This is a genomic window from Salmonella sp. SJTUF15581 (assembly GCF_043356775.1).
Taxonomy (GTDB): domain Bacteria; phylum Pseudomonadota; class Gammaproteobacteria; order Enterobacterales; family Enterobacteriaceae; genus Salmonella; species Salmonella enterica.
The window spans coordinates 449,377-471,630 of sequence record NZ_JBEUJY010000001.1 but is presented as its reverse complement, the minus strand read 5'-3'; the positions used below and the strand labels follow the sequence as shown (position 1 = coordinate 471,630).

The window sequence follows — 22,254 nt, the reverse complement described above, 5'->3', positions numbered from 1 at the left end:
GATGCTGACTATACGGAACAAGTGGGATGTCATGGCCTGAAAGCACAAATGGAGTAATCATGAGACAGCATAAAATAAATAATGAGTTTATTTACAATGAATCATTAAGGGAAATCACGTCCTTGCGCAGCAATGCAGCGTTCAAAATGACATTTATGCGGGCCTGGTGCCTGAGCTATTTAATAGAAAACGCACATCAGGAATTGATTATCCGTGAAGGTGTCGCGTACGCAGTTTGGGGAGAGCGAAGTCAATTTGTTAGCGATGCTAATTTGACGCAACTTCTTTATCTGCTGCGACGAGATTTACAACAAATCGGGCTTTTCGAACTGTTCGTTACGCTCCCCAGGCAGGGGATAAAAATTGATGAAAGATTTATCATTGACGCTGCTGACATACCGCCACAAGCTATTCAATATCATACTCACCGATGTAATAAAATTATATCTATTGGTATTCCCACCCTTTTTTTATTGATCGTACTTTTCTTTTTAGCGCCGTTTATCTGAAGATAAAGTCTGTAGACCGTGTCCCGGGAAGGTGAGAACATTTTTCATAATATCCTCACACGACACTGACGGGACACTACCTGCGGTCTGCTACGCGGTTCAGTCATAGACAATGCGTAGCACTGTTAATTGCTTATCTTCATCCAAATAATCTCGTTTTACCATTGCATGAGGAGATGATATCGGCGTGATAATATTCTCGACAATAATATAACGTTCAACTCCCTCTTTATTATGGCATTGAATTTCTAAGGTTCCCACGTCATTCCAGCAGCCTGCCTCAACAACCGATCCCATAAAATGAATCTGAGCGGTCGGTTTCGCTGTCCCTTCATGAACGATAAAGGAAAGTAAAATCACCGGTATGACGCAACGCATAGACTTCATTTTACTTTCACTCCTGTGCGTTCTCCTCTGAGCGAATATCACCCCTTCGCTTTCTGAATCGCCATTTGCAACATATCCTGAGTCGTGCTTCCCGGGATCACGGTCACCCGTTTTACATCACCGTTTTGCGTCTGAGGCATGACGACAAAAGCAGGCGTGCCGCTAAAGTCCATATGCTGCGCCAGTGCCTGGTTAGTGAGGAGCGCATCATGTACTGCACCGCTGCTTTGCGCTTCTTTTACGGCGGCCAGCTGCGTCGGCGTTAGATAATGTTGCGCCAGGGTATAGACATCGTGTTCCGTTAACGCGCCTTCCACCTTCCCTGTGGCATAAAGCGCATTATGCCAGTCGAGATATTTTGCCCCGCCCTGGGTGAGCCATACCTGTTCGCCGACTCTTGCCGCCAGTCCGGATACCGGCCAGCGGGAGGAAAAAATAGGAAACTCTTTGAAAATAAACCGGGTATCCGGGTTCGCCTTAATCAGGTTTTCGACCACAGGCGCCATTTTGCTGCACCACGAGCACTGGTAATCAAAGAACATCACCACCGCCGCTTTTGCCTCGTTGGGCCCAACGGAAGGACTGCTGCTACTGAGCAACTCAGCACGATACTGTAATGCCAGTTGAACATACGCCTGTTGTTGCGCAATCTGCTGACGCTGATGCAACGTCTCGCTGGCGGCGACCAAAAATTCCGGATGTTCGGCCAAGTACGTTGCCACCACCTCTCCCACTTTATCCGGATGACTGACGATGTAGGCTTCCGCCGTCGGGCCAATTTGCGACGTCGGGGCTGAATCGGCGGCGATTGCCGAGGCGGATACGGCAACGCCTGCCAACGTCAACATCGCCAGTCGGGAAATTTTTAACGCGTGATAATACATAATAAAAGTCTCGTTCGATAAGATCGGAAAGCCTCCCGCTATCGGGAGACGCCTGAAAAATAGGTTAATGAATACGCGTCAGATCCACGGTTTGCGCTGGCATTACCCGCCCATAGTCATTAATACTTTGCCAGCGCACAGTGCAGCGAACCGTGTGCCGGCACCAGTCCGTTTGACGCGTTGCAAAGGGAGCCACGACCCCGGCGTTGTCCTGGGCGCGCTCGTTAGCGCGTAATAAAAAGAGCGTAACGTAATAGGGTGTCGGATTGCGTACCGTCGCGCCATCGTGGGTAAGCGACCAGATCAGATGCCGGTAGGCCTGCTGCGGATTGCCGGCGAGTCCCTCAGGGCGATAGAGCAATTTTAAAGCCGAACGAAACGCCATTTGTACACGGTTCGCTTCCGGTTTACCGGAGGGAATAGCGGCGATACTCAAGGTAAACAGACTTTCCCTGTCGGCGGGTAGCGGTCCGCCGGTATAAACCACCCGCATTGAGTTTTCCTGGCGCGCTGAAAGCATAAATAATGGCGGCGTGACCACGAAGGGCGTGATATTCCCTTCGTTTTTGGTTCCAGGCCAGCGGCCACCAGGTAAAATATGCGTATCAATTAACCAGGACGCTTCTGAATGGTTACTTACCGGTACGCTTAATGCCGGGGCGCCCGCATGATAGATAAAGCGAGTACCGCCAATTACCACGCCAGCCTGCGCCCATGATATGGGAAGCAAGCACCAATATATCGCGCAGCGTAAAAAGAGCTTATTCATAGGCAAGAATGAAGGTTGCGGAGGCATTGGCGTCCCCGGGCGTTACCGCGCCGCCATCGGCAAGATAACGCGCATAAAATTGCAGATGTGCCGACGCCTGGCCCGGACTGAGCGTCACCACATCACTCTCCTGCCCCAGTGGGATTAAGGTTTTATTTTGATCATAAAGCGCAATCCCAATGCCTGAAGCGTCGCTTTCCCCTGCGGTAAGCGCCAATAAATCCGTATTACGGCTGTCCGCCGCACCGCTAAAACTGACCGTTACGCCGCTGGCAGTGCTGCCGCAGTTCTGTAAATCGATAGCAAAAGGTTGCCATGCGGAACCGTCGCCTGCGCGATAAAACTGCCGTTGAGAAACCGCGCCCATCGCCACGTTAATATTTTCCGAGCCAGGAGAGAGCGAACACGTATTGTCCGTGATGGTTCCGGAAACATAGACCCGGCCATCGTGCGCCTGGACGCCGGATGCCGCCAGCAGCATCCCGATGCCGTACAGGATATCGTTACGCATAATTACGATGGCTCCTCATTCATACTGCATATCGAAATACATGACCGCCGTCGCGTTCCCGGACGTGACCGTCGGCCGGGTCGATTTATAGCGAATATAAAAAGACAGCGTGTTGCGTCCGGCTTTCAACGGATAGACCACCGAGTCGGCATTATTGATACTGATGGTATCCTGATCATCATTCAGAATTTCCACCCCAACCCCGCTTGCTAACATGTTTCCGCTTCCCATTCCGGTGTCGGTTATCGCCAGTAGCGCGGGATTGTCCGGATCGGGTTCGCCGGTAAACCAGATCTTCGCCCCGGCAATTCCTCGGGAACAATTTTTGAGGTTGATATTAAAGGGCTTAAATTTTGTCGTTGTTCCTGTCGAAGGAAAATCGCCAACTGCAAACTGCCCTAAATCAATACTTTGACTGAGGCTGGAGATATCTATGTCGCAGGTTTGCGCCACAATAGTGCCGGTAAATTCGAGGTTATAAGCGAGGTCGTCAGCGCTGGCATTGATTTGTGGACACAGCATTAGTCCCATGGCAAAAAGAGCGCAGTGTGATCTGTTCATTTAGTCAAAGTCCACTCGCAGGCTGGCCAGTGCGGTAAATGCCCCTTCCGCAGGCGTTTCGCCTGTTGTACTTACCGGGTAGGCTTGCAATGTGATGTTAGCGCGTCCGGCGCTATCGGTGATAAAAGGCGCGACGCTCTGTACATCATTGGGGATAAGCGCGTTTCCTTCATCGGTTTCGACCACTACGCCGACATCGGCATTATCCGAAGCGATAGCCTGGGGAAAGTGGCTATCCGGCGTAGCGATAAGACGCATTGTTAAATTGACCTGCGAATCCAGACCGCTGCACTTTACCGGTACGCTGAATTTTTTCGCTCGTACCCCCTCCGGCTTTTGGCCTGCATGGTTGAAATTGCCGCTGTATAATGCGCCGAAATTTACCAGAATCGTTTGTCCGGCGTTGATTTCACAGCTTTGCGGTACGGTCACCGTTCCACTATAAAGAATGCTGTATACGACATCTGTCAGCGGATCGCCTGCGGCGGTCATGACATAAACATTGAACATAGTCTTAGGACTAATATTCACCGTGCCGACGAACGGTTTAACAATTTTGAGCTGAAACTCCAGATTTGAGTCACGAACGTAAAACGGTTGACCCGCTTTCACATTTTCATCATATCCCATCAGAACGTTGTTCATTGGCGGATAGATATCGCCCGCCGAAGAATCCTCAATTCGCATTCCGCCTTCAAGATAGTCCGGGTCCAGCTTTAAATATTTCCAGTTACCGCTCGTTTCTACGACCGGATATGGCGACACATAGGAGCGATAAGTCTGGCTATAGGTCGACGCGCCGGCGGGACACACCGCCTGTACATTAACTTCCTGGCTTTTTTCCAGTTGAACCGTCTTTCCCACCTGGTTTTGTTCTGCCGTCAGAGTGGTCGTTAAATCGTAATTAATACTGGAAGGTACACCGTTAACGTTTTTACACACGTCTGCGAAGGCGTACTGCGATACGACACTTCCCGCCAGCAGAGCAAATAAAAGAGGTATTTTCATTTAATGACACTCCGCATGTTGTCGACTCAGAATCTGACGGGAGGAAGAGAGATGATAGGACGCGACGCACTGTTGATCCGGCAGGTTCCCCCAGCGAACGTGCAGAACGCCTTGCGCTGACAACCCGGAAAGATAGACTTCCCCGGCCTCGTCAACAATCGCCTCCGCATGACGATCATTCACCGTCACCGTTGCGCCAAAGGGTACAGGCTTACCGTTATGATTCAGCGTTACCAGGGCACGCGCGCCGACCCGCGCTTTAAAGCTGGCCAGAACCAGCGCGCCTTCGGTCGGCACAACGCGAGTCACCGCGTCATCAATATCGACATCATCCGCCATGGCGTTAACGTCCAGCGCCATACGGTTTTGGCGATATGTCGTCGCATACGGCACCACCGCATAGCCACGCGCGTCTGTATGAATACCCGGCTGGTCGACAACGCCGACGTTGGCTGCGCCCGGCGCGGCAATCAAAATATTGGTATTGCCCAACGGCTGGCTTAGCGTCACTCCATGCGCGTGCGCCACCAGGCCGCCGCTCAGGCCATAGTTCACCTGCTGGTAATCACCGTTATCGCTAACGTTATAGCCAATGTTGGCGTTGCCTTTCGCGCCATCGTATTCCAGGCTGGCGGCGCCGCTTTCGCCAATACCGTGATTCTGATAGCCTTGCTGTATGTTGTAACTAAGATTGTTTTCGTCCAGCAGTGTGCCGCTAAGGCCCGCATTCTGCGTAACGTTATGCTGTTTGTCCGTACTGGTGCTAAAGGTAGCGTAAACATTGTGATGGCGCGTGACCTCATCATCGTGTTGCAGCCATTGACTTAGCGGCACCGAGATATTCAGCGCGAAAATTTGATCGCGCTCCGCATCGCCTGCGGATTTGTTATTGTTGTAAGAAACGCTCCATGCAATCCCCGCCAGCGTATCGCTGTATCCCACCTGCAACAAAGAATCCTTTTCATCAGTGTGCCAGTAACTTTGCTGACTGCCGGTAATAAAAAGCGATCCCAACCCGCCTAGCTGTTGATTGATATCGAGTTGTACTTTCCCCCTCCTGGTGTAATAAAGATTGTAATAATCCGCCCATTCCGGCCTGCTTTTATCGCTGTCAGTCCGACTGTCATCGTCATAGCCGCTCATCCGTTTCCACGTGGTATCATCCAGCGTGTAAAAGCCCGAGGTTGAATAGCGATAGCCCATAAGCTGTAAATTGGTTCCTGACTGTGCAAGCGATTTGGCATACAGGAAACGCAGCGATTGCCCCTGGTAGGTGTTATTATCCGCCAGCGTACTGGTAGCCTGGGTGACATCCAGCGACACCGCGCCCCAATCGCCCAGATTTGCGCCGCTGCCGATCGCCAGCGCGTGATAATGACTGGAAAGTTGTGTTCCGCCATACAGCGTAAAACCATGCGGTAACCCCCATATCAAGGTCGCCTGACTGAATTTCACCTTCTCTTTTTGACTACTATCGCTGCGATACTCCGCCACCGTCGCCGCATACTTCAACCGCCCTTCTCGTTGTAGAATCGGCACGGCGGAATAGGGCACGTTATAGCGATTAATAGAACCGTCGGATTCTTTGACTTCCACAGTCAAATCGCCGCTGGCGGCGGTAGGATAGAGATCATTAATAGTAAATGCCCCGGGCGGCACATAGCGCTGATTGATGATGTAGCCGTTTTGCCGAATGGTCACTTGCGCGTTGCTTCTGGCAATGCCGTGAATGGTCGGCGCGAAGCCCTTCATGCTGTCTGGCAACATATTGTCGTCAGACGCCAGTTGTAGCCCGCGAAAAGGAAGGCTGTCGAATAATGCGGAGGGGGTATAACTATCGCCTGCCGTCAGTTCTCCCTGCAAAAAGACCACATCACGTTCCAGATAAGTACTGATGTGCTGCCAGTCGCTGTCGCTATTCTGATCGCCGCTATTCGCGTTCCATGTGGAGTAGTCGCGTAACCGCCAGGCCCCCAGATTAAGGCCGCTATTCAATCCAAGAAAATAGCTGTTCTCCGCACTGCCGCCTGGGCTCCGATCCTGACTATTCGCGCCGGTAAAGGTGTAATTCAATAGCAACGCGTTAATACCTTCATCCCAGTATTGCGGTGGGATATAGCCTCTGGCGCTGGCAACCATCGCCGCCTGCGGGATGCTAATGTCGAGACGTTGCTGCGCAAAATCAAAGCGGGTCCGGGCGGCCGGTATCGCACTGGCGAGATCCGGGCAACTTCCCGCCGCCGCCTTCGCCAACAGTGGAAACGCCCCGGTGTTTACTCCCATATTTTTAAGCATTTCAGGCGTCAGGCAGGCGCGTAATCCGCTGTCATCGGTGGGCGCGCTTTTTCCCGTCGTCTTCACCGCCTGGAAGGCAATGTCTCTGGTCGCGAGAAACGTATTGTTCAGGTAAACGTCAACGCGATACATCCCCGCCGCCTGGGCATTACGGGAAAAGGTCGATAAGTCGGCCACCGCAGACGGGTCGTCAGACAGAAACGCCGGGTTGAAATAGTTTTCCGCCCACCCCGGCGCAGGCGCCAGTGCGATAGCCAACGCCAGCGGGGTTAATACGGGTTTAGCTACGCTGGAGTAATATCGCGTCATGAAAAGCTGATTACGCATAACATCATGAAGCTGGACAAACGCGTGCTGGCGTCGTTGCGCCAAAATCGTTTACCGTGCGCAAAGATACCTGGCCGGGCGTCGCCGGGAGAGTGATCGCGCCTTTCGGCGGTACCATAGTATTCGGCAGTTTTTTCCCCGCGCTGTACAGTTCAACCATCGAAACGTAGTACGGCGAAGGGTTAGTAATCGTTAGCTGGCCGCGCTCGTTACGGCAGCGAAGCGTCGACGGGGCATGAGCTGGCGCCTCCGCCAGATTTTTCGGGCGAATAAATAGCTTAATCACGCTTTGCGTCGCAATTTGCAGGGAGTTGCCGGTCAATTTATTTTTATCGACAGAGGGTATCGCTTTACTGTTTAAATAAAATACGCTTTCGCGATCGGTCGGTAATGACGGCCCGACATACATAATACGTAATATATTTTCTTTTTTAGGCTGGATCACAAAGAGAGGCGGCGTAATGATAAAATCCGTCGAGCGTGAACCATCGGCATTGGCGACCCATGACTGAATTAAAAAAACATTGCTGGCAGAAGAATTAATAATCGGCAAGGAGGTTTGCTTACTTCCCTGCGGATAAATCACCCTGGTCGCGCCCAGCGCAATGCCTCCCGCCTGCGCGGCAAACGACAGGCCGGCCGCCGACAGCAGTAGCAATAATCGAAGGAAAATCGGTACGTTTTTTTTCATCTGCGTAATATCCTGATGCCGTCGGTTTGTTACGCGCAGTGACGCGCGTAACGCCCCTTTCTCGCCTCCCAACAGACGAGAAAAAAATCCCAATAAGGAATCAGGAATAAACCATGCTAAATGTCGCCGTCGCGGTAACATTACCGGCAGTCGCCGTACCGGTAGCGATATAATCCACGCTAAGCGGAATAACGTTTTCGCCATCGTTCAAGGTAACAGTACTGGACGATTCACCGATATTCAGCGCCTGGCCATCTGGTCCATAAAGTTGTAATGCCACATTCGTCGCCGAACCTGCCCCAGCGGTATTCGCCAGCGACCCCGGCTGGTTTGCGTCCTGTTGGCCATTAAAAATCACCGCCGCATTCTGGCTGGTCTGAGTATCGCAGTCTTCCAGTTTAATGGTGAAATCTTCTTTTTGATTCGCCACCATACCGGCCTCGGTTAATTTACTGGCGCGAACCTGGCCTAATGTCACGGTCTGATCGACAGAGTCAGCGGAAACAGAACAGGCGGCGTCAACGACCTGTCCGACAAAATTTACCGTACCGCCAGTGACGGTTGTAGTATCCGCTTGCGCGGTGGACAACATTCCGCCAAAGGCAATTGCAGAGACCATTAATGCTAGTACAGGCTTTTTCATTCAAGCTCCTTTTAAATATAAAAATGAGGGTAATCAGATTTTTTAACGAAACGGCTGCTGATATTTCTTCACAGCAATATCACGACTTTTTCTTATGCGAAAAAAAGTGTCTTCTTGTTCTGATATAAATGTCAGAGGCAATAAAACAGCCACTCAACGTCGTGAGTTAATCTTTACGTTATAATGAGATAACGATGTTATTAATTATTAGCAAGCCAACGGCAAGTTGCAATCATCGACATTTGGTTTTATAGGACCAGACATAACTTCTTGTTTTATATTAACTTTACACCAGTCGTTCGGCCTATCTCCTTTAGCCGTATTGACTTTTTAAAAATAGCCTTCATAACAACCTTCAATAAAACATTTTATTAACGATATCAGGCAAATTCAGACGAGATATGTAAATATATCGTTGCACATAGTACATTAATACGCCACTGGCAGTTTTCCGAGCGCCGTCAGTCGCCCATTATCAATATGGATATACCCGCCTTTTTTTAGTTCAGACAGAATCTTCATGGTCCGACTGCGCGATATCCCGGTACGCCGTTGAATAAAATTCAACACGATAATGCTTTCCCGGTAGGCCTGTGGATAAGCCCATATTTCAGTCAGCAGCGCCCGAACTTTCAGATAAGAATCGACGCCGACTAATTCACGATCGCGCGCGCTCATCACCATCAGACGGTAAGCCAGACAACGGGCCACGTCGTGCCACAAATCGCATTCATCGGCGATTTTTATAAAATCCGGCAGGCGAACAAATCTACCGGTACAAACCGTTTCTGCGAGCAAAAAGTGTTCCGGTCGCGCGGGGACATTATAGGTAGCGCCATAGCTGTCAACCATACCCACGACCGATGGCGCAAACGATGAAGATATATGGAGTCGTTTGTCATTATGACAGAAAGAAACAACGCCTGACTCCAGTAATACAATGTAGTGTTCATCATTTGCCTGTAAATAAAACTCATCGCCGATACCCAGCGTAAACGGTTGACCAAATGGCAACAAGGCCGAAAATAAGGCATCAATCGCCGCGTGAGGTTTAGCCTGCTGAGAAAAAAGAAAAGAGTGTAATGAATTCTCATTATTATCTTTAGCAAAAGCGTCATTCATCATTTTTTTCATTAACGGTTGTCTACTCAATGTAGCGCCACAGTATAACTTCTCAAAAAGTACTTAAATTAATAATAAATAACATCACTATGCAGTATTTCTGTATTCACAACGCACTAATACGCAATATTTTTAAGATTAAGACAATTCTTAATACAAAATGATTACAGAAAATTAATAACGAATTACGCATAAAGAATGAGAGGTCAGGGGGCGCAAGAAAAGAGATTCGAAAGAGCACGCACCTTCGAATCTCAAACTAATAGTCCAGATTAATGCAAATAAGCAGTGATATTATCTGAAATAGCGTGGAGCAGCATAATACTCTACCATTTTATCCGCCAGCCAGCCGCCGTCTTCACCGTTAGAATGGATTGTCGTAATACTGATAGTAGAACCACCGCCCCATAAGATCGAAAAGACGTTAAAGTCCGGTAGGTTCAGCGCCTGCATCTGGCCCCAGTCATACCCTTTATCTTTACGTAAAAAGTCGCCGACGGTCGGGACGCCGTAAGTCGCGCTATTTAAGGCCGTATTGAGTAGCTGCAAAGAGAGCGTGTCAGGATCGCTGCCAATGCGGGCGTCACCCATAAAAAAGGTTCCGCCGGATGCAAAGTGCGCAGCGCTGATTTTACTGACGCCCTCTTCTACTGTAGGCATATGGCCGCCAGGGATTTGCCACAGCATGGCGGGCGTCAGCAGCACTTTCGTCACCTGTTTGACCATCGCCAGGTAATTAAGCCAGCATGTCGCATTCCAGCCATAGTGGGCAAGCGCATCAGGACTGAAACAGTCTCGCTCAAATTTATCAAACGCAATAAAGTCCGGCGCATATTCTCCACTATAAACGCCCAGTTCATGAATAAATCCGGCGATCGCCTGCCCTTCAGCTACCGGATCAGCGGTATCGCGCAGCACCCAGTCCGCCGTTCCTGTCGCCCAGACATTCGTCTGCCAGCCAAAAGCCACATCCGGGGCAAACTGACGAACAAGATAGTTCACCGCCTGAATATAGCCGTAGAGATCGTCGCTAAACGTCGGCAACGAAGGCGCGATAAAGCCAGCCATCGCCGGTAATGCTTGTATCGCCGCCGCCAGTTGGGCATTCACCGGCACACTGTTTTTTTGCCGTACTACGGTATAGCCATACGGTCCTTGCTGTAGCGCCCCGAGAAAATCCGGGTTAAGCACAAAGGTGGCCGGGACAGGATGCGTCTCATCTTTGTATGACTGCGCCGCCAGACACTGGGTAATAAAGTTACCAAAATGGTTACGTAGCTTTTGCGCATCCTGTAAATCCGCCAGCGCGCTACCGCCGCTGGCATTCGCGGTATAAATGACCATTACCGGCATGACGCTACGCCCGGCTTCTTTTTCTATCTGGCGCACCAGCGCAACGGTTTTATGGATCGGTAACGTCGCGTAATCCAGAAAACCATCCCCGTTCACGTCAACCTCTGCGGCCGGAACCGGATCGCCGCCGCCGTCAAAACCATCGTATTTAAACAACGCGCTAAACGGTATATCGCGATAAAGAGAAACCGTCTCTGGCGCATTAACCGTCACGCCGCCATGAGCAAGGTAATCAGGCCAACCTTTTACCTGTAACGTCACGCCGGGCAGAAACTCCAGCGCCACATGGTTGACCTTTTGCAACAACCGTAGCGGCCCGGCCTGTTCACAACGCCACGGCACACTGTCGATGAAAATATCGTCCGTCTGAACATCATACAGCCCGGGCGCAAAGCGTAATGCCAACGTCTGCCGATCGCTGCCGCTCTCCAGCATTAATGAGTACTGATATTTACCGCTGCTGAACAGATAACGCTGCGGCGCGACGCCATCGGGCAGGCCCAGTAGAGTGGCATCCACCGTCACGAAACTCGCCGTGTCGAGCGCTGACTGTTGGTAAGCGACAGCAACCTCGGCAACCTGCGCCGCAGCAGGGATAAACCCCGTAAGCTGTATGGGTGCCGATATAAAGCGGTTATTAATCACCGCAGGCTGCAGATTGACCGTATAATGATGCCCCGCCAGTAGCCGGGTGATTAACTGCGGTTGGTTGGCGATCAGCGTGATAGTACGCTCATCCGCTTGCGTAGCATCGGCGATATCAACGGTTAATTTCGCATTACCAAGCGCAGGGGCGTCAATCATCAGACGCGCGCTGGCATAACGGACAATCGGCAGACAGGATACCTGGACCTGCGCGGCGGCATCGCCGGATTGCAGCGTAACGGTAAAAGAGGACTCGACTGGCGCGATTTGCATCTCATCATTCGCCAGTACCGGTACGGTAAGCCGATACGTTCCTGCGCTAAGATCGCTTATTGTCAGAACCTCTCCCCACTCACCGACAAAGCGCCGGGTTTCGCCGGCAGGAAACAGCAGCTCAATTGCCGGTTTGAGCGCCACGGTCTGCGTCATGGCAGGAAAATGAACACAAATTTTTCCCTGACGGGCAGGGTCATGGGCCAACGTCGCGCTCAAATCGCTGATGGCAACTGGCATCTGCGTGGCAGCCAGATAGCACTGTAATTCGGCGGTATCCCCCGCCGCCAGCATCAGCGCGCCGTCATGATTAATGGTGATGGTATTCTTCTCGATGGGCCATCCCCCATCGCTGGCCAGCGTCACGGCCTGATTCCCCAGCATTGTTCCCTGAAACGGACTGTAGGGATCGGGGTGCGCGCTGGCCGTAAAATTCAGTTGAAGCTGATTGAGATCTACCGCCTGAGCGTAGAGGTTGGTCAGCGTAAAGGTGACGCGTTGATACCAACTCGCGGCATTCAACTCGCTAACGTTAAGCGTAAGGCCGCGTTCCTGAAGGTCATTGTCCTTTTCCGGCACATCGGGTTCGGCGGGTTGTTCGTCTGCGGCGGGTATCGCTGGCGTCTCCTCATCGGATGGGGTTTCAGACTCTGCGTCTTCGGATGACGATGACGCCAGCGTCAAGGTGATGGCGGACATTTTTACCGGCACCTGCGTCGCCGCGAGGCTGAAAGAGAGCGTCCCGCGTTCGCCCGGCTGAAGAAGTAATGCATCGCTGTTATTAATGATGATGTTGTTAGTTTCCAGCGTGCCATACGAACTCTCATTCAGCGTAAGCGGCAGGTTCCCTTTGAGCGTACCGCCGCTATTTCCCCATGGATCGATGTGCCCGGAAGCCGTGAATGATATTGCGGCATGGTTCATATCGACCGGATTACCGCTCTCATTGATGAAGGTTAAGGTGATTTTTTGATACCAGCTGTTGACGTCAAATGCGCTGGCATGGATGGAAATGGTCATGGTCTGCTCTTCCTCTGTCCCTGGTGGAGAAAAGCCCCGGTAAACCGGGGCTTGAATCATGAAGCCCAATACATCGTGCTTAATGCCGTGTATTAGTAAGCGCCAAGATCGGTCCATGCACCGCCGACACCGCAGTTCAGGTCAGGCTGGTCGCCCATAGACCACCATTTCACCTGATAGTTATGGCCTTTCCAGCTAACGATTTCGAAAGAACCCCAGTTTGCGCCATAAACGGTAGAAGCATCCCACTGCGCGTAAGGTGACGTTTTGTCATCTGCTGACGTATCATCCTCAGCCGGCGTGGTATCTTCTTCCTCGTCCGGTACAGGAACGATAATCTCTTCTTCCTCTTCCGGTTCCGGTTGAACCTGAGATAGCGCAGGCACAGCCGTCAGAACAAAGCGCTGTTGAGAGGACGGTTCGTTGTAGCAGTCGCGTACAAACAGGGTGAACTGGAAGGCTGTTTTTTCGCTAACTTCCGGTACCACAACCTCAATGATTTCAGCCGTTTTGTCTGCCACAGTGATTTGAGAAGGCACGCCCCAGCTAAAGGACAGCTCATCGTTATCTTCATCAGAAGAACCTGCGCCAGACAGCTGTACCGTAGATCCGCCTACGACCAGCAGTTCAATCGCCGCTTTCGGCGCGTGGTTGACCTTCTGCGCGTCGTCGCTGTCGCTCTGCTCTTCATCTTTTTCTACATTGATACCTTCAAAGTAGAACGGTTCCATATCGATAACTTCAGATTCGATTTCATAACCCAGACCTTCACGCACGGCGTTAACCAGCACGCCGTTGTCCTGATCGATAGTCCAGGTAAACACGCCGCCCAGGCCCAGTTTCGCTGCATATTCGCCTTTTGCTTTGACGGTACGCGGCGTATCCAGGGATAAAAACAGTTTGGATTCCGGGCTATACAGGTAGTCAGCATCAGCGACCTGGTCGGTGTAAACGTTGAAACCGTTACGGCCTTTCTGGTTTTCCAGATCCAGGTAGCTATAAATGACGTCATACCATTCGCTGGTGCCGGATTCGAAGGAACCGGTAGTAGGGCCTGAACCTGGGTTGTAAGAACCTTTCAGCGGCGACAGGGATTCAATTTCTACCTGACGAGCGTTACGGGTATAGCCGGCATAACCGATGTTGATACGGTCAGCGGAGAAACCTTCCGCCAGCAGGTGATCAACGATAGTTTCGACAGCCCAGCCGCCCTCTTCCAGCGCTTTGCGGTTAGTGTGGTGGCCCAGCGTTTCCGCCCACGGCGTACCGAAGAAGTCATAGGTCATCAGGTTGATGCCATACAGGCCAGCAGCCATCAGATCTTTTACTTTCGCATAGTCAAAAATAGTAGTGACAGCAGAAGCGGCAATAGAGATCTTCACATTGCTCAGACCAGCGGAATCCAGCTGTTTACGCAGTTCGGCAATCAGCAGCGCGTAGTTAGCGCCATCTTCCGGACCAAACGGGTTGCCCGCCCCTTCATCGTTCGGGTATTCCCAGTCAATATCCACTTCGCTGAACATCGGGAACTGTTTGAACAGTTTCACCACGCCTTTGGCGAAGATTTTACGAGAAGAGTCAGAAGCGGCGGTTTCGTGGAACCCGTTACTCATGCTCCAGCCGCCGATACTCATGGAGAGCGCCAGCGTGTGGCCTGCGGCTTTCGCTTTTGCCTGCATATCACGCAGCGCGCCCAGCATACCTTTGGCGTTAGCCTGGGTCACGGTTTTCGGATCAACATCCCAGCCGCTGGTTTCAAAACCCAGGTTGATATAAGACTGGAAATCACCCCACGGATCGAGGAAGGTCGGTTCATATTTCACTTTGCCGCACTGTGCTGCCGCTTCTGCTACGACGTCGCGGTCTTCTTTATCAATTTTTCTGAAACCGGTGATGCCAACAAAGCCGAAAATCAGTTTGTCATAAGCCGTCGGTGAAACGTTGGTTAAATCATAACCACGGCCCGGTTGGGACATATTGCCTTGCAGACGGCTGTCATACTGTGACCAGTCGGTGTAATAACCGAATACCTTCGGTTTAGTCGTGGAATTTTTATATTTATTGTATACCGGTTTCGCAACACGAGCGGAAGTATAGCTTATTTTATCATCGCTTGTTGCAGGGTCAAAACCATTCGCTGCATGAGTAGTTTCAGTAATTGTATCGCCTTGAATCAGTTTGCTTGTAGCCATTTTCAAATTTCCTTTTACGTTTCAAAATTGTCGCAGCTCGTTCTGCGGGGTCCATAATCGTTACAGGCATAAAAAATAGCTAATCACAAAACATCATCTTTTTATGATGATATAAAAATCATAAAAATGAGGTTAACAACACCGTCTGTCGAAGAGAAAACAACATCTCTCAGCGCCCGCTTAGTCCGTTCTGGTGAGAGCATAGTAAATATCATTTATCATGTAATTAAATATCATTTAATTTCAATGAAATAATGTGATTACACTCGCTATAGACAATGACAATACAATAAAACCAGTGACATTTATTGGATTAAGACATTTCTCATACAATATAGTCACCACAGACAACCAGGATGTACATTTCTAAAGGAAGACGTTATGAAAACTTATATCATTAATAGCAACTGCATTTACAATGAAGGTAAATATGAACTGAGGACGGTCTCAAATTCACAGGTTATTAAAATGACTGCGATGAGAGCCAAATGCCTCAGTTTCATCATCGAGAATGCTCATCTGGAGATTATCGAGCGACAAAAAATAACCACTGCGTTATGGGGAAGTCGAAGCCACTATGTTAATGATGCAAATCTAACGCAGATTCTCTATTTAATCAGACGTGACCTTAAAGCGCTTGGTATTAACGATCTTTTTATTACCATTCCAAGACAAGGTCTCAAAGTGAATAGTGATATCGCCATTATCGCGACGGATAGCGAAACAAAGGGAAGAAAAAAACAGATTGTACGGCAAACCATCGCCGCCCTGACGACCGTATTTTCAGTAACGTTAGGTTCTCTCATGTATCTGCATATTCACTAAGCGAAGGAAAGGGAAGATGAATCCAATTATAGATGGAATTATTGCGCTTGAAGGCGGTTACGTATTTAATCCTAAAGATAAAGGCGGCGCCACCCATTGGGGCATTACCGAAGCCACGGCGCGAGCGCATGGCTATGCTGGCGATATGCGGGATCTGACCCACGCTGAAGCCTACGCGATTCTCGAAGAGGATTACTGGATAAAACCAGGTTTTGACGTCATCTCGACGCTATCGTGGCCAGTCTCCTTCGAGCTGTGCGATGCGGCAGTCAACATAGGCGCTTACCACCCCAGCGCGTGGCTGCAACGCTGGTTAAACGTCTTTAATCACGAAGGTAAACGCTACCCGGATATTCATGTGGATGGCAATATTGGCCCGCGGACGCTTGCCGCTCTCGAACATTATTTGGCCTGGCGGGGCCAGGAAGGGGAAGCCGTTTTGGTGAAAGCCCTCAATTGCAGTCAGGGCACGTACTACTTAAACGTTGCTGAGAAAAACCACAATAACGAACAATTTATTTATGGCTGGATCAAGAATAGAGTGACCTAGACCCGGCTGAAAAAAGACGCGTAAAAGGCTCACGGATGAGCCTGATACTGCGAATGATAATTAATCTGAATTATTTCCTTCGATAATTTTTTTAATCCGTCGCCCAAGAATTTTTAAGATCGGACTCGCGAAAACACCGCCTAAGCCTGCCGCCAACAGAACAATGTTGAAACTGCATTCTTTTTCGATCGCAATCGCGCTTAACAAGAAACTGGTGAAGCAGGAAATCACGATCTGCGTTAAGCAATATTTAATACTTTCATGAGAACTATTATATTCTGTCTTATCTTTGCGTAAAAGATAGCTGACAAAGCCTCCCCACGCGCCAATCGAAATAATAGTGAGTAAGATCTCTAGCTCCAATAGCACAACTTCCGTTGTCGACACATGGTTGGGAATAGACATTTTAACACTCCGAAATCATTATAAATGAATAATTAACACAAGGAGTGTAAGCGCCCTGTCAGAAGGGTAAAAATCAAAGCACATCATTTAAAACCATATTAAATCAAAGCGTAAAAATGAGGTGTATTAGCGACGGAAGGAGGAAAGCGTTTGTAACATACTTACCATCTCATTAATCGTCGATATATTTCTACTATTTTTATTCCAGGATGCATAGACCTGAACTGACTTCAAAGCCAGTTCGGGCGGAGGCTGAATAAATTTAATGTCATATTTACGATGATTTTTATAAAAAAGCGCTAATTTCAAAGGCATCAATGCAATCAATGAGGTTCGTTCGATCATGCTCATCAAACCGTTAAGCGAATCACTGCGATAGCCGACAATACGCCTGCCAGTATAGTAAAGATCATCCTTAAATAATTCGCTATCATGATATATCACTGAAGCCCCCATCCCCGGCTGATATAACGCATGACGCGAAGAATAAAAATGATGTAGCGACAGTTGTGAGAGGGTACTCAGCATGTGTTTACTGCTACAGATACAAACAAATGATTTAAAACTATCAATAATTTGATTCTCTATGCCGGACTCCAGCAAAGGTTCGGCACTAATCAACAGATCGCCTTGCGCAGTAAACAGAAGTTCGCTGATATGCTCCCGACTCATATTTCTGACAGTGAAATGATTTATCAAAATACGGTCAAATATATCGCTGTTATAGAGCTGAGAAAGATAATAGCTTTCAACAATATCACTGCCTAATAACGTTATCTGGAACGCTTCATCTTTTTTGCTATTACAGAGAAATGTGTCATCCACCAGTTTCATCACCTGACTGAAATTTTGGTGAATGTCGACAGCCTTAGCTGTGGGGATGAGCCCGCCTTTCCCTCTGCTAAACAGTTCTTCCGGGTAATAACTCTGCAGGCGCTTTAACGCCAGAGAAACGGCAGCCGGTGTAATGCCTAACTTTTTTGCCGCCATAGCCGCATTTCCTGACAAAATAACAGCGTCAAGAATTTTGATTAAATTATAATCAAAGCTCTTGTTGGCACCTTTCGATCCCATTCGCTGTCTGCCTCCGGAAACTAAAAAAAGCAATATAGATAATACTCAAGATAAATCAATTCACAGCATCTAAAAAAGCAATCATTAATGTCATCACATCACGTTTTTTTAAAGAATAAGCGTATACAAAACTGCTGATTAACATCAATTTGTTTATCAGTAAAAACAAAATATCAACAAATGAGAGGATACGATGCGTTTAACAGAAGCCTGGGCGCGTACAGGCAGAAAAAAGCCCGGATATACACCCGGGCTGAAGAAAAATACAACGGGAAAAAGATTAGCGAGTCAAATCGTCAAAGAATTTTTTCACGCCGTCAAAGAAGCTTTTTGAACGCGGGCTGTTTTTCTCTCCCGTCGGGCCGCCAAAACTTTCCTGAAGATCTTTTAGCAATTGCTTCTGTTTTTCGCTCAGACCGACCGGCGTTTCAACCACCACACGGCACAGCAAATCGCCCTGCGCGCCACCGCGTACGGACTTCACGCCTTTGCCGCGCATACGGAACAGCTTGCCCGTTTGTGTTTCGCTCGGTACTTTCAGCATCACGCGACCATCTAACGTCGGCACTTCAATTTCACCGCCCAGCGCCGCCATCGCAAAGTTGATCGGCACTTCGCAATAAAGATTATTGCCTTCACGCTCGAAAATAGGGTGTTGTTTCACCTGGACCTGAACATACAAGTCGCCTGCCGGTGCGCCATGCTCGCCCGCTTCGCCCTCGCCTGCCAGACGAATACGATCGCCGGTATCCACGCCCGCCGGGATTTTAACGGACAGAGTTTTACTCTTTTCAACACGCCCATGACCGTGACATTTATGGCACGGATCTTTGATCAGCGTACCGCGTCCCTGACAGTGTGGGCAGGTCTGCTGTACAGCAAAGAATCCCTGGCGCATCTGTACCTGACCAGAACCATGACAGGTCGGACAGGTTTGCGGTTGCGTGCCAGCTTTCGCCCCGCTGCCGTGGCAAACGTCGCACTCCTCCAGCGTCGGAATACGGATCTCTTTGGTCACGCCACGCACCGCTTCTTCCAGGGTGAGATCCATGTTATAACGCAAATCAGCCCCACGCGCCGCACGTTGGCGACCACGCCCGCCGCCAAAGATATCGCCAAAAACGTCACCAAAGATATCACTGAAATCAGCGCCGCCATTAAAGCCGCCGCCAAATCCGCCGCCCATACCGCCTTGTTCAAACGCGGCGTGACCATACTGATCGTAGGCTGCGCGTTTTTGCGCATCGGTCAGCACTTCATAGGCTTCTTTAATCTCTTTAAATTTAGCTTCGGCCTCTTTATCACCCTGATTGCGGTCCGGATGATATTTCATGGCCAGGCGCTTATACGCCTTTTTGATTTCACGCTCTTCCGCTGTTTTGGAAACGCCTAAAATCTCGTAGTAATCTCTTTTCGCCATCTCTTTTTATCTGCCCTTAACATGCATGCACGGGCGGAGAGGAAACCTCTTCGCCCGTGCCAGTAATTACCCGTTCAAAGGGCGATTATTTTTTATCTTTTACTTCTTCAAACTCAGCGTCGACAACGTCGTCATCTTTCGCGTTGTTTGCAGAAGCGTCAGCGGAGCCAGCCTGCTGCTGCGCATGTTGCTGCTGAGCGATTTCCATCAGTTTCTGGGAAACCTGCGCCAGTTCCTGCATTTTCGCTTCGATAGCGGCTTTATCTTCGCCTTTCAGGGCAGTTTCCAGCGCGCTCAACGCAGACTCGATAGCGGTTTTGTCATCAGCCGGCAGTTTATCGCCTGCTTCTTCAACCTGCTTACGGGTGCTGTGCAGCAGATGGTCACCCTGGTTACGGGTCTGAACCAGCTCTTCGAACTTACGGTCGGATTCAGCGTTCGCTTCTGCATCGCGAACCATTTTCTGAATTTCTTCCTCGTTCAGACCAGAAGATGCCTTGATGGTGATCTTCTGCTCTTTACCGCTATTTTTGTCTTTCGCGGAGACGTGCAGGATACCGTCAGCATCGATATCGAAGGTGACTTCGATCTGCGGCATACCGCGCGGCGCCGGGTTGATGCCATCCAGGTTGAACTGACCCAGAGATTTGTTATCAGACGCACGTTTACGCTCACCCTGCAGCACATGGATGGTTACCGCAGACTGGTTGTCTTCCGCAGTAGAGAACACCTGGCTGTGCTTGGTCGGGATGGTGGTGTTTTTGGTGATAAGCGGAGTCATCACGCCACCCATCGTTTCGATACCCAGAGACAGCGGGGTAACGTCCAGCAGCAGTACGTCTTTCACATCACCGGTCAATACGCCGCCCTGTACCGCTGCGCCGATAGCCACAGCTTCGTCCGGGTTCACGTCTTTACGCGGCTCTTTACCAAAGAACTCAGCCACTTTTTTCTGCACCATTGGCATACGGGTCTGACCGCCAACGAGGATCACGTCGTTGATATCAGACACGGACAGGCCAGCGTCCTGCAGTGCGACTTTCAGCGGCTCGATAGAACGGTTCACCAGATCTTCAACCAGGCTTTCCAGTTTCGCACGAGTCACTTTGATGTTCATGTGTTTCGGACCGGTGGCATCTGCGGTAATGTACGGCAGGTTCACGTCGGTCTGCTGCGCAGAAGACAGCTCGATTTTGGCTTTTTCTGCGGCTTCTTTCAGGCGCTGCATGGCCAGCGGATCGTTACGCAGATCAATGCCCTGATCTTTCTTAAACTCGTCAACGAGGTAGTTGATCAGGCGGGTATCGAAGTCTTCACCACCCAGGTGGGTATCACCGTTGGTTGCCAGAACTTCAAAGGTTTTTTCGCCATCAACTTCGTCGATTTCGATAATAGAGATATCGAAAGTACCACCACCGAGGTCGTAAACCGCGATAGTACGGTTGCCGACTTCTTTATCCAGACCGTAAGCCAGCGCTGCGGCAGTCGGTTCGTTGATGATACGTTTAACTTCCAGCCCCGCGATACGACCAGCGTCTTTGGTAGCCTGACGCTGCGCATCGTTAAAGTAAGCCGGTACGGTGATAACCGCTTCAGTTACCGGTTCGCCCAGATAATCTTCAGCCGTTTTCTTCATTTTCTTCAGCACTTCGGCAGAAATCTGCGGCGGCGCCATTTTCTGACCTTTCACATCAAGCCATGCGTCGCCGTTGTCGGCGCCGATGATTTTGTACGGCATGATAGAAACGTCACGTTGAACTTCTTCGTCCTGGAAGCGGCGGCCAATCAGGCGTTTAATCGCAAACAGGGTGTTTTGCGGGTTTGTCACTGCCTGACGTTTAGCCGGCTGACCAACCAGAGTTTCACCATCCTGGGTATAAGCAATGATAGAAGGCGTAGTGCGATCGCCCTCGGCGTTCTCCAGCACGCGTGCCTGCGTTCCATCCATAATCGCTACACAAGAGTTGGTAGTACCCAGGTCGATACCAATAATTTTACCCATCTAAACGTCTCCACTAAAAATTCGGTCATCATGTGGTTGTGAATCTGTAATAAGGGCGAAACGTGCGGTTTCAACTACCCTGAATCGTTTTTTTTCAGACTCACCACTGCGGTTGACTACAAGATGGGGTCGTAACCCACGTCATCAAGGGGGAGATGAAAAAATTTTTTAGTGACGAGAGGGCGCGATGGAAAACCAGACAGACAAACATTCATGAAATAAATTAAATAACGAATACCATTCACAGAAAAATTGTAATAAAAAGAAAAGATTACAAAACTGAATCGTTGCCATGAGCAGAGTATGATAGACGGTAATTGCTTATTGAACCCGTCAAAGAGAAATTCCATGCGATCTGTGTTAACGATTTCCGCCGGCCTGCTTTTCGGCCTGGCGTTAAGTAGCGTCGCGCACGCGAACGACCATAAAATACTGGGTGTTATTGCCATGCCCAGAAATGAAACGAACGATCTCACGCTGAAAATTCCCGTCTGCCGCATCGTGAAGCGCATTCAACTCACGGCGGATCACGGCGACATCGAACTTAGCGGCGCATCCGTCTATTTTAAAACTGCGCGTAGCGCCAGCCAAAGCCTGAACGTCCCTTCCTCAATCAAAGAGGGCCAGACAACAGGCTGGATCAATATTAATAGCGATAACGACAACAAACGCTGCGTATCAAAGATTACCTTCTCAGGCCATACGGTAAATTCTTCCGATATGGCGAGACTTAAAGTCATTGGCGACGATTAATCGCTGTTATTTCTATTCCAAAAGCCAGACTGAAA

General features: G+C 49.7%; 20 protein-coding genes. 4 read left to right on the top strand and 16 right to left on the bottom strand.

What is annotated here, in order from left to right; all coding sequences use genetic code 11:
* Positions 1–59 precede the first annotated feature (59 nt).
* Positions 60–509: a transcriptional regulator gene (locus tag ABVN36_RS02275; RefSeq protein WP_001248821.1), complete on the top strand. Its 450-nt coding sequence runs from the start codon at positions 60–62 to the stop codon at positions 507–509.
* Between the two features lie 99 nt (positions 510–608).
* On the opposite strand, the gene ABVN36_RS02270 is transcribed toward ABVN36_RS02275, so the two are convergent.
* The 12 genes from ABVN36_RS02270 to ABVN36_RS02215 form a co-directional block, all read right to left on the bottom strand.
* Entirely contained in the window at positions 609–896 is a 288-nt protein-coding gene (locus ABVN36_RS02270) for a hypothetical protein (RefSeq protein ID WP_000839832.1), read from the bottom strand.
* 38 nt (positions 897–934) lie between these two features.
* Positions 935–1,780, bottom strand: a complete 846-nt coding sequence (locus tag ABVN36_RS02265) for a DsbA family protein (protein WP_000291383.1) — start codon at positions 1,778–1,780, stop codon at positions 935–937.
* Positions 1,781–1,844: 64 nt separating this feature from the next.
* Entirely contained in the window at positions 1,845–2,576 is a 732-nt protein-coding gene (gene bcfG / locus ABVN36_RS02260) for a fimbrial chaperone BcfG (RefSeq protein ID WP_077908627.1), read from the bottom strand.
* Positions 2,542–3,060: a fimbrial protein BcfF gene (locus tag ABVN36_RS02255; protein ID WP_001243232.1), complete on the bottom strand. Its 519-nt coding sequence runs from the start codon at positions 3,058–3,060 to the stop codon at positions 2,542–2,544. Before ABVN36_RS02255 ends, bcfG begins: the two co-directional genes overlap by 35 nt.
* A 15-nt stretch (positions 3,061–3,075) precedes the next feature.
* A complete protein-coding gene (locus ABVN36_RS02250; RefSeq protein ID WP_001082038.1) occupies positions 3,076–3,621 on the bottom strand; it encodes a fimbrial protein BcfE in 546 nt (181 codons plus the stop codon).
* Entirely contained in the window at positions 3,622–4,629 is a 1,008-nt protein-coding gene (locus tag ABVN36_RS02245; protein ID WP_000701245.1) for a fimbrial protein BcfD, read from the bottom strand.
* The gene (gene bcfC / locus ABVN36_RS02240; protein WP_023138578.1) at positions 4,630–7,251 is read right to left on the bottom strand and encodes a fimbrial usher BcfC; all 2,622 of its coding nucleotides are present in this window, start codon (positions 7,249–7,251) and stop codon (positions 4,630–4,632) included.
* Between the two features lie 4 nt (positions 7,252–7,255).
* Complete coding sequence (gene bcfB, locus ABVN36_RS02235) at positions 7,256–7,942, bottom strand: fimbrial biogenesis chaperone BcfB (RefSeq protein WP_000742551.1); 687 nt, start codon at positions 7,940–7,942, stop codon at positions 7,256–7,258.
* A gap of 100 nt (positions 7,943–8,042) precedes the next feature.
* Positions 8,043–8,585 carry a fimbrial protein BcfA gene (locus ABVN36_RS02230; protein ID WP_000743357.1) on the bottom strand — a complete coding sequence of 181 codons (543 nt, stop codon included), beginning with the start codon at positions 8,583–8,585 and terminating at the stop codon, positions 8,043–8,045.
* A 429-nt stretch (positions 8,586–9,014) separates the two neighbouring features.
* Entirely contained in the window at positions 9,015–9,719 is a 705-nt protein-coding gene (locus tag ABVN36_RS02225) for a winged helix-turn-helix transcriptional regulator (RefSeq protein WP_000738619.1), read from the bottom strand.
* 282 nt (positions 9,720–10,001) lie between these two features.
* Positions 10,002–12,998 (bottom strand): hypothetical protein, encoded by a 2,997-nt coding sequence (locus ABVN36_RS02220; protein ID WP_023138577.1) that lies wholly within the window; start codon positions 12,996–12,998, stop codon positions 10,002–10,004.
* Between the two features lie 92 nt (positions 12,999–13,090).
* Complete coding sequence (locus ABVN36_RS02215) at positions 13,091–15,190, bottom strand: glycosyl hydrolase family 18 protein (RefSeq protein WP_000235803.1); 2,100 nt, start codon at positions 15,188–15,190, stop codon at positions 13,091–13,093.
* Positions 15,191–15,571: 381 nt separating this feature from the next.
* On the opposite strand from ABVN36_RS02215, the gene ABVN36_RS02210 reads away from it, so the two are divergent.
* Positions 15,572–16,015, top strand: coding sequence for a transcriptional regulator (locus ABVN36_RS02210; protein WP_000860681.1), 444 nt, complete (start codon positions 15,572–15,574; stop codon positions 16,013–16,015).
* A gap of 16 nt (positions 16,016–16,031) precedes the next feature.
* Positions 16,032–16,565, top strand: a complete 534-nt coding sequence (locus ABVN36_RS02205; RefSeq protein ID WP_001068132.1) for a glycoside hydrolase family 108 protein — start codon at positions 16,032–16,034, stop codon at positions 16,563–16,565.
* 60 nt (positions 16,566–16,625) lie between these two features.
* Here ABVN36_RS02205 and ABVN36_RS02200 read toward each other — a convergent pair whose 3' ends face one another.
* The 4 genes from ABVN36_RS02200 to dnaK form a co-directional block, all read right to left on the bottom strand.
* A complete protein-coding gene (locus ABVN36_RS02200; RefSeq protein WP_000026889.1) occupies positions 16,626–16,970 on the bottom strand; it encodes a phage holin family protein in 345 nt (114 codons plus the stop codon).
* Between the two features lie 126 nt (positions 16,971–17,096).
* The gene (locus tag ABVN36_RS02195; RefSeq protein ID WP_000534907.1) at positions 17,097–18,044 is read right to left on the bottom strand and encodes a LysR family transcriptional regulator; all 948 of its coding nucleotides are present in this window, start codon (positions 18,042–18,044) and stop codon (positions 17,097–17,099) included.
* A 280-nt stretch (positions 18,045–18,324) separates the two neighbouring features.
* Positions 18,325–19,464: a molecular chaperone DnaJ gene (dnaJ, locus tag ABVN36_RS02190; RefSeq protein WP_001119009.1), complete on the bottom strand. Its 1,140-nt coding sequence runs from the start codon at positions 19,462–19,464 to the stop codon at positions 18,325–18,327.
* An 85-nt stretch (positions 19,465–19,549) separates the two neighbouring features.
* A complete protein-coding gene (gene dnaK / locus ABVN36_RS02185) occupies positions 19,550–21,466 on the bottom strand; it encodes a molecular chaperone DnaK (RefSeq protein ID WP_000516126.1) in 1,917 nt (638 codons plus the stop codon).
* A 348-nt stretch (positions 21,467–21,814) separates the two neighbouring features.
* On the opposite strand from dnaK, the gene ABVN36_RS02180 reads away from it, so the two are divergent.
* Positions 21,815–22,219 (top strand): DUF2541 family protein, encoded by a 405-nt coding sequence (locus ABVN36_RS02180; protein ID WP_001258086.1) that lies wholly within the window; start codon positions 21,815–21,817, stop codon positions 22,217–22,219.
* Positions 22,220–22,254 lie beyond the last annotated feature (35 nt).

Bases quoted from the DNA above. Each gene is read 5' to 3' on its own strand.
- bcfG (WP_077908627.1), bottom strand. From the start codon at position 2,576: ATGCCTCCGCAACCTTCATTCTTGCCTATGAATAAGCTCTTTTTACGC.
- ABVN36_RS02250 (WP_001082038.1), bottom strand. From the start codon at position 3,621: ATGAACAGATCACACTGCGCTCTTTTTGCCATGGGACTAATGCTGTGT.
- ABVN36_RS02195 (WP_000534907.1), bottom strand. From the start codon at position 18,044: ATGGGATCGAAAGGTGCCAACAAGAGCTTTGATTATAATTTAATCAAA.
- dnaJ (WP_001119009.1), bottom strand. From the start codon at position 19,464: ATGGCGAAAAGAGATTACTACGAGATTTTAGGCGTTTCCAAAACAGCG.
- ABVN36_RS02255 (WP_001243232.1), bottom strand. From the start codon at position 3,060: ATGCGTAACGATATCCTGTACGGCATCGGGATGCTGCTGGCGGCATCC.
- dnaK (WP_000516126.1), bottom strand. From the start codon at position 21,466: ATGGGTAAAATTATTGGTATCGACCTGGGTACTACCAACTCTTGTGTA.
- ABVN36_RS02265 (WP_000291383.1), bottom strand. From the start codon at position 1,780: ATGTATTATCACGCGTTAAAAATTTCCCGACTGGCGATGTTGACGTTG.
- bcfB (WP_000742551.1), bottom strand. From the start codon at position 7,942: ATGAAAAAAAACGTACCGATTTTCCTTCGATTATTGCTACTGCTGTCG.
- ABVN36_RS02245 (WP_000701245.1), bottom strand. From the start codon at position 4,629: ATGAAAATACCTCTTTTATTTGCTCTGCTGGCGGGAAGTGTCGTATCG.
- ABVN36_RS02210 (WP_000860681.1), top strand. From the start codon at position 15,572: ATGAAAACTTATATCATTAATAGCAACTGCATTTACAATGAAGGTAAA.
- ABVN36_RS02180 (WP_001258086.1), top strand. From the start codon at position 21,815: ATGCGATCTGTGTTAACGATTTCCGCCGGCCTGCTTTTCGGCCTGGCG.
- ABVN36_RS02275 (WP_001248821.1), top strand. From the start codon at position 60: ATGAGACAGCATAAAATAAATAATGAGTTTATTTACAATGAATCATTA.
- ABVN36_RS02220 (WP_023138577.1), bottom strand. From the start codon at position 12,998: ATGACCATTTCCATCCATGCCAGCGCATTTGACGTCAACAGCTGGTAT.
- ABVN36_RS02205 (WP_001068132.1), top strand. From the start codon at position 16,032: ATGAATCCAATTATAGATGGAATTATTGCGCTTGAAGGCGGTTACGTA.
- ABVN36_RS02215 (WP_000235803.1), bottom strand. From the start codon at position 15,190: ATGGCTACAAGCAAACTGATTCAAGGCGATACAATTACTGAAACTACT.
- ABVN36_RS02225 (WP_000738619.1), bottom strand. From the start codon at position 9,719: ATGAAAAAAATGATGAATGACGCTTTTGCTAAAGATAATAATGAGAAT.
- ABVN36_RS02270 (WP_000839832.1), bottom strand. From the start codon at position 896: ATGAAGTCTATGCGTTGCGTCATACCGGTGATTTTACTTTCCTTTATC.
- ABVN36_RS02230 (WP_000743357.1), bottom strand. From the start codon at position 8,585: ATGAAAAAGCCTGTACTAGCATTAATGGTCTCTGCAATTGCCTTTGGC.
- bcfC (WP_023138578.1), bottom strand. From the start codon at position 7,251: ATGCGTAATCAGCTTTTCATGACGCGATATTACTCCAGCGTAGCTAAA.
- ABVN36_RS02200 (WP_000026889.1), bottom strand. From the start codon at position 16,970: ATGTCTATTCCCAACCATGTGTCGACAACGGAAGTTGTGCTATTGGAG.